Origin of the sequence: Bradyrhizobium sp. AUGA SZCCT0222, assembly GCF_018130205.1 — a bacterium.
GTDB lineage: Bacteria > Pseudomonadota > Alphaproteobacteria > Rhizobiales > Xanthobacteraceae > Bradyrhizobium.
Window position 1 is genome coordinate 24,179 of the sequence record NZ_JAFCLX010000030.1, and the last position, 14,121, is coordinate 38,299.

Annotated in this window: 11 protein-coding genes and 1 pseudogene; 6 read left to right on the plus strand and 6 right to left on the minus strand. The window is 63.0% G+C overall.

The features are described 5' to 3' along the window. Nucleotides 1-5: 5 nt before the first annotated feature. Both JQ629_RS24015 and JQ629_RS24020 read right to left on the minus strand, forming a co-directional pair. Entirely contained in the window at nt 6-1,424 is a 1,419-nt protein-coding gene (locus JQ629_RS24015) for an efflux RND transporter periplasmic adaptor subunit (RefSeq protein WP_212414758.1), read from the minus strand. Then, nucleotides 1,414-2,859 (minus strand): efflux transporter outer membrane subunit, encoded by a 1,446-nt coding sequence (locus tag JQ629_RS24020; protein WP_212414797.1) that lies wholly within the window; start codon nt 2,857-2,859, stop codon nt 1,414-1,416. The genes JQ629_RS24015 and JQ629_RS24020 overlap by 11 nt, the downstream gene beginning before the upstream one ends. 583 nt (nt 2,860-3,442) lie before the next feature. Between JQ629_RS24020 and JQ629_RS37960 the strand changes: the two are divergent. After that, nucleotides 3,443-3,568 (plus strand): annotated as a pseudogene (locus JQ629_RS37960) (SAM-dependent methyltransferase); the annotation flags it as partial. A 135-nt stretch (nt 3,569-3,703) separates the two neighbouring features. Beyond that, nucleotides 3,704-4,744: a cysteine synthase A gene (locus tag JQ629_RS24025; protein ID WP_212414759.1), complete on the plus strand. Its 1,041-nt coding sequence runs from the start codon at nt 3,704-3,706 to the stop codon at nt 4,742-4,744. Between the two features lie 111 nt (nt 4,745-4,855). Here JQ629_RS24025 and JQ629_RS24030 read toward each other — a convergent pair whose 3' ends face one another. Genes JQ629_RS24030 through JQ629_RS24045 form a run of 4 tightly spaced genes read right to left on the minus strand, consistent with a single transcriptional unit; the run spans nt 4,856 to nt 9,374 of the window. After that, on the minus strand, nt 4,856-5,599 hold the full coding sequence (locus JQ629_RS24030) for an amino acid ABC transporter ATP-binding protein (protein ID WP_249133123.1): 744 nt from the start codon (nt 5,597-5,599) through the stop codon (nt 4,856-4,858). A gap of 10 nt (nt 5,600-5,609) precedes the next feature. Continuing rightward, nucleotides 5,610-7,133 (minus strand): amino acid ABC transporter permease, encoded by a 1,524-nt coding sequence (locus tag JQ629_RS24035; RefSeq protein ID WP_212414760.1) that lies wholly within the window; start codon nt 7,131-7,133, stop codon nt 5,610-5,612. Then, nucleotides 7,133-8,335 carry an amino acid ABC transporter permease gene (locus JQ629_RS24040; RefSeq protein ID WP_212414761.1) on the minus strand — a complete coding sequence of 401 codons (1,203 nt, stop codon included), beginning with the start codon at nt 8,333-8,335 and terminating at the stop codon, nt 7,133-7,135. The genes JQ629_RS24035 and JQ629_RS24040 overlap by 1 nt, the downstream gene beginning before the upstream one ends. 22 nt (nt 8,336-8,357) lie before the next feature. Further along, complete coding sequence (locus tag JQ629_RS24045) at nt 8,358-9,374, minus strand: amino acid ABC transporter substrate-binding protein (protein ID WP_212261510.1); 1,017 nt, start codon at nt 9,372-9,374, stop codon at nt 8,358-8,360. An 842-nt stretch (nt 9,375-10,216) separates the two neighbouring features. Between JQ629_RS24045 and JQ629_RS24050 the strand changes: the two genes are divergently transcribed. The 4 genes from JQ629_RS24050 to JQ629_RS24065 are packed head-to-tail and all read left to right on the plus strand — an operon-like array spanning nt 10,217 to nt 14,103. Beyond that, the gene (locus tag JQ629_RS24050) at nt 10,217-10,534 is read left to right on the plus strand and encodes a CpaB family protein (protein ID WP_212414762.1); all 318 of its coding nucleotides are present in this window, start codon (nt 10,217-10,219) and stop codon (nt 10,532-10,534) included. A 17-nt stretch (nt 10,535-10,551) separates the two neighbouring features. After that, nucleotides 10,552-12,048: a type II and III secretion system protein family protein gene (locus JQ629_RS24055; protein WP_502753271.1), complete on the plus strand. Its 1,497-nt coding sequence runs from the start codon at nt 10,552-10,554 to the stop codon at nt 12,046-12,048. 37 nt (nt 12,049-12,085) lie between these two features. Beyond that, the gene (locus JQ629_RS24060; RefSeq protein ID WP_212414763.1) at nt 12,086-12,823 is read left to right on the plus strand and encodes a CpaD family pilus assembly protein; all 738 of its coding nucleotides are present in this window, start codon (nt 12,086-12,088) and stop codon (nt 12,821-12,823) included. Then, entirely contained in the window at nt 12,820-14,103 is a 1,284-nt protein-coding gene (locus JQ629_RS24065; RefSeq protein ID WP_212414764.1) for a CpaE/TadZ family protein, read from the plus strand. Before JQ629_RS24060 ends, JQ629_RS24065 begins: the two co-directional genes overlap by 4 nt. Nucleotides 14,104-14,121: the final 18 nt, after the last annotated feature.

The following is a 14,121-nucleotide window of genomic DNA, read 5'->3' on the forward strand; positions in this document are numbered from 1 at the left end:
CGTCCTCATGGCTGCGATTTCGCAGGCCCACCCGATTGTTGGCCTGCCGGTGCCGGCCCGGTCTGTCCTTTTTGATCGCCCTCGCCGCGTTCGCGCCTGCCGCGGTGTTCGCCGTCTTTGGCCTGGCCTTCTTTGGCTTGGCCGCCCTGACCACCCTTGCCATCGGGGCTGCGGCTGCGCTTGCGCGGCGCGAGGTCGGCGGTCGGCGCCCGGTCATCGGTGCCGATCAGCACCTTGGCGCCGTCTGACAGATTGGCAAAGCCCGTGGTCACCACGCGGTCGGAGGTCGAAAGCCCGCTCGCGATCACGGCATCGTGCTCGTTTTGCTGCGTCACCACCACCGGCTTGGCGGTTGCGATATCGCCAGGGCCTATCACGTAGCTGAACGTTCCGACGGGTCCGCGCTGGACCGCTGAGGTCGGCACCACGATCGCCTTGTCGAGCGTTTCGACCTTCAGCCGCACATTGACGAATTGGCCCGGCCAGAGCTGGAATTTGGCGTTGGGAAATTCCGCCTTGAGTTTCAGCGTTCCCGTGGTCGGGTCGACCTGGTTGTCGATGCCTTTCAGCGTGCCGGTGTCGACCACGGTGACGCCGTCATTGCCGAAGACGTCGACGGCGAGTGCGCCCTTGGCGGCGGCGGCATTGACCCGCACGATCTGTTGCTGCGGCAGGCTGAACTGTACCGCGATCGGCTGCAGCTGGGTGATGATGACGAGACCGGTCGCATCCGACGCCTTGACGATGTTGCCCTGGTCGACCTGGCGCAGGCCGGCGCGTCCCGACAGGGGTGCGATGATCTTGGTGTAACCGAGGGTGGCTTGCGCATTGTCGATCGCGGCCTGGTCGGCCTTCACCAGCGCTTCCTGCTGGGCCACCAAAGCGCGCTGCGTATCGGCCTGCTGCTTCGATCCGGCGTTGGACGCCGCGAGCTGCTGGTAGCGGGCGAGATCGAGCTTCTGGTTGGCGAGCTGGGCTTCGTCCTGCGCCTTCTTGGCAACCGCCTGATCATATTGCGCCTGGTAGATCACCGGATCGATTTCACCCAGCACGTCGCCCTTCTTGACGTCCTGGCCTTCGGTGAAATTCACCGAGATCAACTTGCCGTCGACCTGGGCGCGCACGAGAACATTATTCAGCGCGCGGACAGCGCCGACGCCATCGAGATAAACCGGCACGTCCTGGGTGCGCGGCGTCGCCGCCAGCACCGGCACCGGAAGATCGAGGCGCGCGCCGCCGCGACCACCGCCGCCGCCGCCACCCGGCTTCGGCTGAAACGCGTACCAGCCGATGTACCCGAGACCGCCGAGGATCACGAGCGTCACGGCCAACGACACCATGCGCTTGAGCACGCGCGACCAGAAACCCGGCTTGCGTACCTCAGGGGTTTTGGCGTCTTCCTCTGACTCCGGCTTAAAGAGCATCGACCGGCCTTTCCATCCTAGGCTCCCAGCCGCCCCCCAGCGCCTGATACAGGCTGACGATCGCGAGCAGCCGGGCCAATTGGGCCTGCGACAGCGAATCTTCCGCCTGGAATAACGTCAATTGCGTATTTAGCACAGTTACGATGTCGGCAGTTCCGGCCCGCAATTGCTGCTCGGACAGTTGAAACGCCCGCCGCGAGGACGCCACCACCTCGCGCTGCAGCCGCAGCCGCTCCGTGGTCTGGCGGATCGACATCAACGCATTGTCGACATCGGCAAAGGCCTGCACCACCGTCTTGCGATAGGTCTGCAGCAGTTCATCCTGCCGGGCCTTGGTGTATTCGAAATTGCCGAGGATCCTGCCGCCGTCGAAGATCGGCTGGGTCAGGCTGCCGACCATGCTGAAGAACGCTGCGTGCGGCTGAAACAGCGACGTCAGTGCAGAGCTCTGATAGCCACCCTGCCCGGTCAACTGAATGCTCGGGAAAAACTGCGCACGGGCGTTGCCGACATTGGCGGTGGCGGATGCCAGCTGGGCTTCCTGGCGCCTGATGTCGGGGCGTTGCGTCAGGAGTTCCGACGGCAGTCCGGGCGTGACACGGGGCGAGGCAATCTGGTTCAGCGTGCCGCCGATGACGCGCACCGATTCCGGCGGCCGCGACACCAGCGTCGCCAGCGCGTTGATGTTCTGGTCGAGCGTTTGCCGCAGCGGCGGCACCAGCGCGCGCTGGTTGGCCACGACGGTTTCCTGCTGGGCGACGTCGAGATCGTTCCCGGTGCCGGCCTGCAGCCGCTGCTTGATCGCATCGAGGATCCGGATCGCGCTGGCGATGTTGCGCTCTGCGGTGCGAATCCGGTCCTGCGCCGCGAGCACCTGGAAATAGGCGTTGGCGACCGTGGTCAGCGTTGTCAGCGCAATGACGTCGCGGTCGAAGCGGTTGGCAACGGCGGTCTCTTCCGCCGCCTGGGCGGCGTCGCGATTCTTGCCCCAGAAATCGAGCTCATAGCTGGCGCTGAGTGAGGACTGATAGTTGACGACCTCGCGGCCGCCATTGGTCAGGCCGCTCGCGCTCGAGCCGGAGGTGCGCGAATAGCTTTCCGAACCAGTGCCGCTCAGATTCGGCAGCAACGCCGCGCCGGCAATCCGGGCCTGCGCATCGGCCTGCACGAAGCGTGCGGTGGCGGCGGCAATGTCCAGATTGACGGTCTGGGCCTCTTCCATCAGCGTCGTCAGTTCCCGCGAGCGGAAACCGCGCCACCAATCGAGCGTCGGCGGCGCGTCCTGCGGCTTGGTCAGGCGGGCGGCCTTGTAGCCGTCGGGGACGTCGAGCGCGGGATCGGGCAGATCCTTGGTCAGGATGCAGCCCGCCGAACTGGCGACCAGCCCTACGACCGCGAACGACCGCGCCAACCGGCTTACACCTGGAAACCGCATTCGCCAGCCTTCAACCACAGCCCCCGGTATTCGCTGGGTCACACCGGTTCTCCACCGGGCAAATTCCGGCGTGGCCCGCGATGAACGCTTGTTTGAGTGGTCTGCGACCCGTTCACGGGGGTGATGCTTCCGTTGGAACCGAGCCGTCATACTACCCTTGCGATCAGGGCGCGGACAGTCCCGGAACCATCCCGACGATCGCTGGCGCCAGCGCGCCAATCGGCGATCAAAAGTGCAAGTTAGCCTTATTTTATCGGCCTTGGAACGCGATCGGGATGATGTCGGATCGTCCAAACCTTACGAAGATTTCACGGGTTTTTTCCGCTATTCCCACAGCCCAAATCCATCTTCGCGCATGAAAACGCGCCTGCGGCCGATTCGATACTCCGGGAACTCCCTGCGCAGCTTCCACGAAGGGGACAAATGCGGGTCGCCTGGTGTCGGAAAGGAATCGCCGGCAATGCTGCGGCCTCGATCCTATCGAAGCATTATCCAGTCATTGACCGCGAACTCCGGCCTGGCGGACACAGTCACATTGTCATCAACGGCTCCGTGAACTTTGTCGCCTTCCTCAGCAACCGTCGCCTCGCTCGGCGAACGGCTCGCTTTTCCCGTCATCCGCAAGCGCTTTTCCGGGCAAGATTATGCCAAGGCGCTCGCGATCTGGCGAAGCAATTTCCGCGCGCCCTGGCCGAACCTGATGCCGTCAGCGAAATATCGAGGCGCGTCAGGTGGTGTTCGCAAATCCGGATGCCCGGCGGCGACTTAAGCGCTGGCTTGTATGCCCAGCGGCGGTCCTTTAGGGTTCGCTCAACGAATAGGCAAAGCAAACCGGCAATTCCAAATGACCTTCAACAAAGACGTCATCGAAGCGATCGGCAACACGCCGCTCATCAAGCTCAAGCACGCTTCCGAAGCGACCGGCTGCACCATTCTCGGCAAGGCCGAATTCATGAATCCCGGCCAGTCGGTGAAGGACCGCGCCGGCAAATGGATGATCCTGGAAGCCGAGAAGCGCGGCGACCTCAAGCCCGGCGGCCTCGTGGTCGAGTCGACCGCGGGCAATACCGGTATCGGTCTTGCCGTCGTAGCCAGCGCGCGTGGTTACCGGACAATGATCCTGATCCCGGAGACCCAGAGCCAGGAAAAAAAGGACATGCTGCGGCTATGCGGCGCGGAACTGATTGAAGTGCCGCAGCTGCCGTACTCCAATCCGAACAACTACCAGCACGTCGGACGACGGCTCGCCGCGCAGCTGCGCAAGAGCGAGCCGAACGGCGTGCTGTTCGCCGATCAGTGGAACAACCTCGATAACGCCAAGGCGCACTACGAATCGACCGGCCCCGAGATCTGGCAGCAGACCGGCGGCAAGATCGACGGCTTCATCTGCTCGGTCGGCACCGGCGGCACGCTGGCCGGTACCAGCCGCTATCTGAAGGAAAAGCATCCGGGCATCGTCAACGCCTGCGCCGATCCCCATGGCTTTGCGATGTACGAGCTGTTCAAGAACGGCACGGCCAAATCAACACCGGGAGACTCGATCACCGAAGGCATCGGACTCGGGCGCGTCACGCCGGTCATCGAGACCGCGAAGGTCGACGACGCCTTTCTGATCTCGGACGAGGAAGCCGTAAAGGTGATCTACGACCTAACCGAGCACGAGGGCCTTTGTCTCGGCGGCTCCACCGGCGTCAACATCGCGGGCGCGATCCAGCTCGCCAAGCAGCTTGGGCCCGGCAAGACCATCGTGACCATCCTGGCCGATTCCGGCGGCCGCTATCAGTCAAAGCTGTTCAATCCGGCTTTCATGCGAGCTAAGAATCTGCCGGTGCCGGAATGGCTGGAGAAGCGCCCGAAGGTCGATCTGCCGTTCGAGAAGGTGTGAGGCGGGCGCGAAATCGCAGGGTGGGCAAAGGCGCATTGGCGCCGTGCCCACCATCTATCCAGATATCGTATCTTGATGGTGGGCACGCTTCGCTTTGCCCACCCTACGAAGCTAATGCCGCAATATCTGGCTGAGGAACAATTTGGTCCGCGCGTGCTGCGGATTGGCGAAGAAGTTTTCCGGCGTGTTGGATTCGATCACCTGGCCTGCGTCCATGAACACGACGCGATTGGCGACTTCGCGCGCGAACCCCATTTCGTGCGTGACGACCAGCATGGTCATGCCTTCATTGGCGAGATCGACCATGGTGTCGAGCACTTCCTTGACCATTTCCGGATCGAGTGCCGAGGTCGGCTCGTCGAACAGCATGACCTTGGGGTTCATGGTCAGCGCGCGGGCGATCGCCACGCGCTGCTGCTGACCGCCTGACATCTGCCCCGGATATTTGCTGGCCTGGTGCGGGATCTTGACCCGCTCCAGATATTTCATCGCGGTCGCCTCGGCGTCCTTCTTGGGGATATTGCGCACCCAGATCGGCGCCAGCGTGCAGTTCTCCAGCACGGTCAAATGCGGAAACAGGTTGAAGCTCTGGAACACCATGCCGACTTCGCGCCGGACTTCGTCGACGCGCCGCAAATTAGGCCCAAGTTCGATGCCCTCGACGACGATCTCGCCTTCCTGGAATTCCTCCAGCGCATTGATGCAGCGGATCAGCGTCGACTTGCCCGAGCCTGAGGGACCGCAAATGACGATGCGCTCTCCCTTGGCGACACCGAGGTTGATGTCACGCAGGACGTGAAAGTCCCCGTACCATTTGTTGAGAGCCTTGATGCCAACGATCTGATCTGTGCTCATGCTCATTCACTCAATTGCGGCGATGCGCGTTCAGCCTGTTCTCGACGAACAGCGAATAGCGCGACATGCCAAAGCAGAAGATGAAGTAGATGATCCCGGTGAACGCAAAGCCGGTGAACAACGTGGTCGGCGTCGACCAGTTTGGATCGGAAAACGACGCGCGCAACGATCCCAGGAGATCGAACAGCGCGACGATCGAGACCAGCGAGGTGTCCTTGAACAGGCCGATGAAACTGTTGACGAGGCTGGGGATGACGTGGCGCAACGCCTGCGGCATCACGATGAGCCCGGTCGTTTTGGCCCAGGACAGGCCGAGCGCGCTCGCCGCCTCGCCCTGCCCGCGCGGGATCGCCGCCAGGCCGCCGCGAATGTTTTCCGCCTGGTAGGCGCCGGTGAACAGCGCGATCCCGATCAGGGCGCGCACCAATCCGTCGATGGTGAACCCCGCCGGAACGAACAGCGGCAACATATAGGTTGCGAAGAACAGCACCGTGATCAGCGGAACGCCGCGCCAGAACTCGATGAAGGCGATCGAGAAAATCCGGATCAGCGGAATCGACGAGCGCCGGCCGAGCGCGAGCGCAACGCCGATCGGCATCGATGCGACGATGCCGGTGACCGCCACCACCAGTGTGACCAGCAACCCGCCCCATAGCCGCGTATCGACAACGGGCAAGCCACCACGGTCCAGTCCCATGACCGCGATGACGATGCCAATGCCGGCGAAGATCGCAAGGCAGGTGATCAGAGGACGTGAGCCGGCGCGCAAGCCGCCAGTGAACCAGAACACCAGGGCGGAGACGATGATGGTGGTCAATGCGAAATCGGCCCACAGCGGACTGCCAAAAGCCTGAACATGGTCGCGCAGCCAGGTCAGCGGCAACAGCAGCCAGGAAACCATCGTCGAGAGCAGCACGATCAGTTGACCGAGCAGCCAAAGCAGCGGTCCGATCACCGCCGTCGCCTCACCCGCGGCGGCCAGCTTACGCCCGCTGTCGCCGATGCTGTCGTTGAACCCCGACAAAAGCCCGGCGGTCCAGCTGACACCGAGGCCGCGCAATCCGCCGCCATGCAGCAGGAAGAACGCGATGACGGGCAATGCGATGAAGAACAGTCCGGCGTTGAGGCCCTTGGCCGGCGCCCGGGGAATCAGCAGCGGCAGCAGCAGGATCGCGGCCATGAGGAAGACCAGATTGACCCGCCAGCGCTCGGGCTCCGGATAGAAGCCGTAAATGAACTGACCGATTTTCGCCTGAATGAACGGCCAGCAGGCGCCAACCACGTCTCCGGCGTTTTTGGCGAGACACGCGGTGCGGTCGTTGCCGGTCCAGACCGCATCGATCAGCACGAATCTCAGCGCGGGCACGGCGACGAACCAGAGCAGCAACGCGCTGACGATCGTGATCAGGACGTTGGTCGGCGAATTGAACAGCCGCGTGCGCAGGAAGCCGACAAAGCCGGTGGTCTTGATCGGTGCTGGACGCTCGCCGACGAGTTCCCCGCGCACGAAAACGGATGGTGTGGTCTCGCTCATCACCCCATACTCCGGCCGATACGCCATCCGTAGAAACTCATGATCGCGCTCGTGACCAGCGAGATCACGAGGTAGACGCCCATAGTGATGCCGATGATTTCGATCGCCTGCCCGGTCTGGCTCAGCGTGGTGCCGGCAAACACCGAGACCAGGTCAGGATAGCCGATCGCCACCGCCAGCGTGGAGTTCTTGGTCAAGTTCAAATACTGGTTGGTCAGCGGCGGCAGGATCACGCGCAAGGCCTGCGGGATCACGATCAGCCGGAGCACCGAGCCCCGCTGCAGCCCAAGCGAGGAGCCGGCTTCCATCTGCCCCTTGTGAACGGACAAGATGCCGGCGCGCACGATTTCGGCGATGAAGGCGGCGGTGTAGGTCGACAACGCCAGTGTCAGGGCGACGAATTCCGGAATGACCCGTGAGCCACCGGAAAAGTTGAAGCCCTTCAGGGCCGGTATTTCAAACTTTACGGGCGGGCCGAAGATTTGCGTCGCAAGGAGCGGAAGAACGATCACCAGGCCCAGCGCATAGGGCCAGACCTTGATCACCTTGCCGCTCTGGAACAGCAGACGCCGGGAATAGCGCCACAACGCGATCGCAGCGACGATCGCGATCAGCAACGCGATGACGAACGGTTCGAAACCCGGCTCGCCGATCGGCTTGGGGATTACCAAGCCGCGATTGCTGAGAAAGAAGGTGTCGAGCACCGAGATGCTCTGCCTGGGATTGGGCAGCGCAGCCAGCACCGCCAGATACCAGAACAGGATCTGGAACAGCAGCGGCAGATTGCGGATCAGCTCGACATAGCCGCCGGCGATGCGCGACAGCAGCCAGTTCGGCGACAGGCGGCCGAGCGCCACCAGGAAACCAATCACGGTGGCGAAGAAGATTCCGATCACCGAGACCAGCAGCGTATTGAGCAGGCCGACCAGGAAAACGCGGATGTAATTGTCGGACCCTGAATACGCAATCAGGTTCTGGCTGACGTCAAAACCTGCGGTGTTGACCATGAAGCCGAAGCCCGCGGTGATCCGCTGCGCCTGCAGATTGGCGCGGGCATTGGCGACGATCTCGTAGGCGATCCAGGCCAGTGCGGCGACGAACACGAGCTGGATGACAAAACCGCTCCAGCCCGCGCTGCCACCCAGCGCCCTCTGCAGTTTTGGGAGCAACTGCGACGGTGGTTTTCGGGGTTCGATGGCCATCGCCGCAGCCCTCCGCTGGCGATCAGCGAATCGGCGGCGCGTACTGGATACCCCCCTTGCTCCAAAGCGCGTTGATGCCGCGGGCAATTCCAAGCTTGGAGCCGGCGCCGACATTGCGCTCGAAGGACTCGCCGTAATTGCCGACCGCCTTCACGATCCGCGAGACCCAATCCTTGGTCAGGCCGAGCTGTTCGCCAAGATTGCCATCGGTGCCGAATACCCGCTTCATCTCCGGCTTGTCCGATTTCGCCATCTCATCGGCGTTCTTCTGGGTAATGCCCAGCTCTTCCGCCGTGATCATCGCGTAAAGTGTCCATTTCACGATGTCGAACCACTGGTCGTCGCCATGGCGCACCATCGGGCCGAGCGGCTCTTTCGAAATCACTTCCGGCAGCACGACATGATCGGCCGGGTTCGCGAGTTTCAAACGATCGGCATAAAGGCCGGACACGTCTGTCGTGAAGACGTCACAGCGCCCGGACTCATAGGCCTTGACGGCCTCGTCGTTGGTGCCGAATGCGATCACCTCGTACTTCATGTTGTTGCCCTTGAAGTAGTCGGCCAGATTTTGCTCGGTGGTGGTGCCTTGCTGCACGCAGACCGACGCGCTGTTCAATTCCAGCGCGGAATTCACCTTCAGCGCCTTCTTCACCATGAAGCCCTGGCCGTCATAATAGGTCACGCCGGTGAAATTGGCGCCGAGCGAAGTATCGCGCGACAGCGTCCAGGTGGTGTTGCGCGACAGCACGTCGATTTCGCCGGACTGCAGCGCGGTGAAGCGATCCTTGGCCGACAGCGGCACGAACTTGATCTTGCTCGGATCGTTGAAGACCGCAGCTGCGATCGCTCGGCAAATATCAACATCCAGCCCGGTCCAGTTGCCCTTGTCGTCCGGAGACGAGAACCCCGGCAATCCCTGGCTGACGCCGCAGGAAAGCATGCCACGGTCTTTGACCGTTTTGAGGGTTTGCGCCGAGGCGGCCTGGACCGAAAGGCCGGCGGCAACGGCAAGGGTGAGAACCAGGGATACGCGTTTCATGGGCAAGGCCTTTCAGGGGTCGTGCGGGAACGTTGGCTTGTCGTTCTCGAACGCTGTTGGGCCAACCCGATGATCCCTCGCCCAAAAAAGCGCCAATCTGACCCGACAGTTTGACACGCAATACGGGTCGGACAGGGATCGAAGGTCGCGGCAGGCCCCTCAACGTGCGGCGACTGGTAGTTGTGCCGTATCACAATCCGACTGGCGAGCCGGGTCAAGGGGTTGACGGCCGACTTCTGTATTCTGTGAGTAACTAAACCGGCCCCGCCCCCGCCGGCCGGCGGTGTTTTGGCCATCTGTCGTGGCTGCGGCAAAACGTCTTTGATGGCGCGAACGCCTGAGTTTTTCGAACGCCCGACCGTCCAGACCGCAAAATCCGAAACCAGACTGGCACCTAAGGCCGCGACGCCAAAGCCCGGGTGGGCTGTGCGAGCCTCGTCATTCCCTGCGGCAGCGATCGCCCGGCGCCGGGCGGCCTGACGCTGCGGCTTCACATCGGGCTCGAGATGTCGATGACCTCAAGGCCGATCTTGACCGGCGCTTCATGGCGTTGAAGGCCGCCAACCAGCGCCGCGATTTCTGCAAACAATCTCCGCGATCCGCTGCTGCACAGCGGCGGATGCGGCGCGTGCCGCGACGGTCTTATCCGTAGAAACCCGTATTCTTGCAGGCGCGGACACTAACCGCGCGTTCACCATGACGGCGAATCCCGCCGTTCTCGCCCGCAAATCATTCACCCCTCAAGTTCCCTTATACCATTGCCCCGTTAGTCATGCCGGGTGGGACGGCGATCGACGCCATGCGGATGATGGCGCCCAGCGTAAGAGTAGACAGTAAAGCGTATGAATGCTGCCCGTACCGTAGGTCTAGCCAACGCGCTCAGTGCGGGCGGCGTTGCGGCCTATCTCGCCCGCGGATCGGACGAGAAACCCGCCGCTGCCGAGCCGGTCGCGCAACTGCCGACCACGGACATTCTCATCGCCAAATCCGGAATCGGCCTTGGCCAGTCGGTGAACCCCGGGGATCTGCAATGGCAGACCTGGACGGCCTCGAGCTCCAGCAACAGTTTCATCGGATCCGACGACCATGCCCCGAAGCGGGGCTCAAGCATCAACGTGGTTCGCTACGGCATTGCGAGCCAATCGACGGCACAGAAGTGACCGAAAGGACGCGGGGAATGAAGTTCGGGGGTAATCAGTCAGCGATGCGAACGGCTGCGGTCGGGGCCTTGTTGTTTTCGGCCATCGCCACGCTGGCGCTCAGCCCGTTGGCATCTGTCGTAGCGGCCGAGCTCGACAAGGAGCTGGCCAGGGAGCTGTCGAAGGATTCAGGCCAGGATCCGGTGACGACTTCTGCCATCGGCTCGGTCAAGCAACGCTTCCTCTCCCTCGGCGTAGGCAAGTCCGTGGTGGTCGACCTGCCGCGCGACGTGAAGGATGTACTTGTCGCCGATCCCAAGATCGCCAACGCCGTCATTCGTTCGGCGCAGCGCGCCTATATCATCGGCGCTGCGGTCGGTCAGACCAACGTGGTGTTCTTCGATGCCGACGGCCAGCAGGTCGGCTCCTACGACATCGCGGTCAAGCGCGACCTCAACGGTGTGCGGGCGGCGCTCCGGCAAACGCTGCCGGGGATCAATATCGAAGGCGTCGGTGACGGCGTCATCCTGACAGGCTCGGTGTCGAGCCCGATCGAGGCGCAGCAGGCCGGCGACCTCGCCGCGCGGCTGGTCGGCAGTGCCGACAAGGTCGTCAATTCGATCGCCGTCCGCGGCCGCGACCAGGTGATGCTGAAGGTCAACGTTTCCGAAGTGCGACGCGACATCATCAAGCAGATGGGCGTCGATCTCAGTGCCAGCATGAATTACGGCACCGCGGTCGTGAACTTCAACAACAGCAATCCCTTCACCGCCTACGGCCGTCCGCTGGTGGCTGACAATGGCCTCGCCGCCTCGAGCATCCTCAAGGGACTGCCGACGGTCACCGCGACCATGCGCGCGATGGAATCCGCCGGCGTGGTCCGCACGCTGGCAGAACCGAACCTGACGGCGATATCCGGCGAGTCCGCGACCTTCATCGCCGGCGGCGAATTTCCGATCCCCGCCGGTTATTCCTGCGATCCGGTCACGCATATCTGTACGACGCAGATCCTGTACAAGAAATTCGGCATCTCGCTGAACTTCACGCCTGTCGTGCTGAGCGAAGGACGGATCAGCCTGCGGGTGATGACCGAAGTCTCCGAACTGTCGACCGACAATGCCATCACCCTGAACCAGAACGGCGCTGCGCTGACGATTCCCTCGATCAGGACCCGTCGCGCCGAGACCACGCTGGAAATCCCCTCCGGCGGTTCGATGGCGATGGCCGGCCTGATCCAGCAGCAGACCAAGCAGGCGGTCAACGGATTGCCAGGCGTCAACCAGCTTCCGATCCTGGGCGCCCTCTTCCGCAGCCAGGACTTCGTCAACAACGAGACAGAATTGATGGTTCTCGTCACGCCCTATGTGGTCCGCGCGGTTGCGCAGAAGGAATTGTCACGCCCCGATGACGGGTTTGCACCGGCGTCCGATTCCCAATCGACGCTGCTGGCCCGCATCAACCGGATCTATGGCCTTGCCGCCCGCGTCGGGCCGGTCGGCGCCTATGAGGGCAATTTCGGCTTCATCATTGACTGAGACGGCACGGCTCCACGGACGGGGTGAGGACAGAACGATGACAACCCAAACGAAGGTCGATCGCCGTCACAGCTGGCGAATGCTCGGCGCGCTGATCGGCCTGTCCGCTGCGCTGGGGGCCTGCCAGCAGACCGGCGAGATCGTGACCGCGACCGTTCCCACCGATTACCGTCAGCGGCATCCGATCGCCGTTCAGGAAGGTAACCGCTCGATCGTCATTTTCGTCGGGCACGCCCGCGGCGGCCTCTCGGCCCCGCAGCGCAACGATGTCATGGGACTGGCCCAGACCTGGGCCCGCGAAGGCACCGGCGCGATCATCGCCGACGTGCCGGTCAACACCGCCAATGCCCGCGCGGCCGAGGCAACGTACCAGGAAATCCGCGCGATGCTGACCGCGGGTGGCGTGCCGTCAAGCGCGATCAGGCTGCGTCATTATCAACCGGATAGCCCACAAACGCTTCCGACCATCAAGCTGATCTATCCTAAGATCTCCGCGGTGGCCGGCCCCTGCGGCCTGTGGCCGGAGGACCTCGGTCCCAACATCTACGACACCGGTTACAATGAAAACCGGCCGTACCACAATTTTGGTTGCGCCACCCAACGCAACCTCGCCGCAATGATCGACAACCCGGCGGACCTCGAGCAGCCGCGGCCCGAAACCCCCGCCTACACGATGCGTCGCAACGCGGCCTTCGAAAAATACCGCAAGGGTGTGTCGACCACCACCACCTATCCCGAATCCGACAAAGCCAAACTGAGCGATACAGGTAAATGATCAGCCGGTCCCGAAAAGACTCCGAACAAGAGCACGACCTTACGCGGCCCGCCGATGAATACATTTCGCCGGCGCCGCGCGTATCGGTGCAGGCCTTTTGCGCATCGGCCGCGACCGCCACAACCGTGCGGTCGGCCAGCGAAGACCGCCGCCTTGGCAAGGTTCACCTGTCCGTTCATATGGGCGGCATCGCCGCCGCCATCGATGCCTACCACAAGGCCCCGACGCCGAACGTGATCATGCTGGAAACCGAAGGGTCCAGCGACATGCTCGACGGTCTCGATGAACTCGCCACCGTCTGCGACGCCGGCACAAGGGTCGTCGTGATCGGCAGCGCCAGTGATGTCACGCCCTATCGCGAACTGGTGCGTCGCGGCGTCAGCGACTACGTGGTCGGGCCGGTCGAAACCCTCGATGTGGTGCGCGCGATCTGCAGCCTGTTTTCCTCGTCCGAAGCCGTCGCGGTCGGTCGGATGGTTGCTGTCGTCGGCGCCAAGGGCGGCGTCGGTTCATCCACGGTGGCGCACAATGTGGCCTGGGCCATCGCACGCGACCTGGCGCTGGATTCCGTCGTGATCGACCTCGATCTGGCGTTCGGCACCGCCGGCCTCGACTACAACCAGGACCCGATACAGGGCATCGCCAACGCGCTGTTCCAGCAGGATCGGCCCGACAGCGCGCTGATGGAGCGCCTGCTCGCGAAATGCTCCGAGCGTCTCAGTCTGCTGGCAGCCCCTGCGACGCTCGAACAGGTCTACGATTTCGGTGCGGACGCCTTCGATGCGATCTTCGATACGCTGCGCATGACCACCCCCTGCATCGTGCTCGATGTCCCGCATCAATGGTCGGCATGGACCAAGCGCGCGCTGGTCGGCGCGGACGATATTCTGATCGTTGCCGAACCTGATCTCGCCAACATGCGCAACGCCAAGAACATGCTGAACGTGCTCAAGGCAGCCCGGCCCAACGACCGGCCCCCGCTCTATTGTCTCAACCAGGTCGGGATGCACAAGCGCCCGGAAATCACGCCGCGCGAATTCGCCAAGGCGATCGAGGGCCAGCCCATCGCGACCATCCCGTTCGATTCAAAGATGTTCGGCACGGCGGCCAATAACGGCCAGATGATCCAGCAAATCTCCGCCGGTCATCGCACCACCACGATGTTCCTGCAGATGGCGCAACGCCTGACGGGTCACGCCGTGACCAAGAGATCACGCGGTTCGCTGCTGGCGCCGATCATGCCGATCATCAACAAGCTTCGCGCCGGCGGCAGCCGCTAAGGCGCGGCGGGCAACGGG

Coding starts and splice junctions, on each gene's coding strand:
- JQ629_RS24035 (WP_212414760.1), bottom strand. CDS start 7,133: ATGAGCGAGACCACACCATCCGTTTTCGTGCGCGGGGAACTCGTCGGC.
- JQ629_RS24040 (WP_212414761.1), bottom strand. CDS start 8,335: ATGGCCATCGAACCCCGAAAACCACCGTCGCAGTTGCTCCCAAAACTG.
- JQ629_RS24015 (WP_212414758.1), bottom strand. CDS start 1,424: ATGCTCTTTAAGCCGGAGTCAGAGGAAGACGCCAAAACCCCTGAGGTA.
- JQ629_RS24025 (WP_212414759.1), top strand. CDS start 3,704: ATGACCTTCAACAAAGACGTCATCGAAGCGATCGGCAACACGCCGCTC.
- JQ629_RS24020 (WP_212414797.1), bottom strand. CDS start 2,859: ATGCGGTTTCCAGGTGTAAGCCGGTTGGCGCGGTCGTTCGCGGTCGTA.
- JQ629_RS24050 (WP_212414762.1), top strand. CDS start 10,217: ATGAATGCTGCCCGTACCGTAGGTCTAGCCAACGCGCTCAGTGCGGGC.
- JQ629_RS24030 (WP_249133123.1), bottom strand. CDS start 5,599: ATGAGCACAGATCAGATCGTTGGCATCAAGGCTCTCAACAAATGGTAC.
- JQ629_RS24060 (WP_212414763.1), top strand. CDS start 12,086: ATGACAACCCAAACGAAGGTCGATCGCCGTCACAGCTGGCGAATGCTC.
- JQ629_RS24065 (WP_212414764.1), top strand. CDS start 12,820: ATGATCAGCCGGTCCCGAAAAGACTCCGAACAAGAGCACGACCTTACG.
- JQ629_RS24045 (WP_212261510.1), bottom strand. CDS start 9,374: ATGAAACGCGTATCCCTGGTTCTCACCCTTGCCGTTGCCGCCGGCCTT.
- JQ629_RS24055 (WP_502753271.1), top strand. CDS start 10,552: ATGAAGTTCGGGGGTAATCAGTCAGCGATGCGAACGGCTGCGGTCGGG.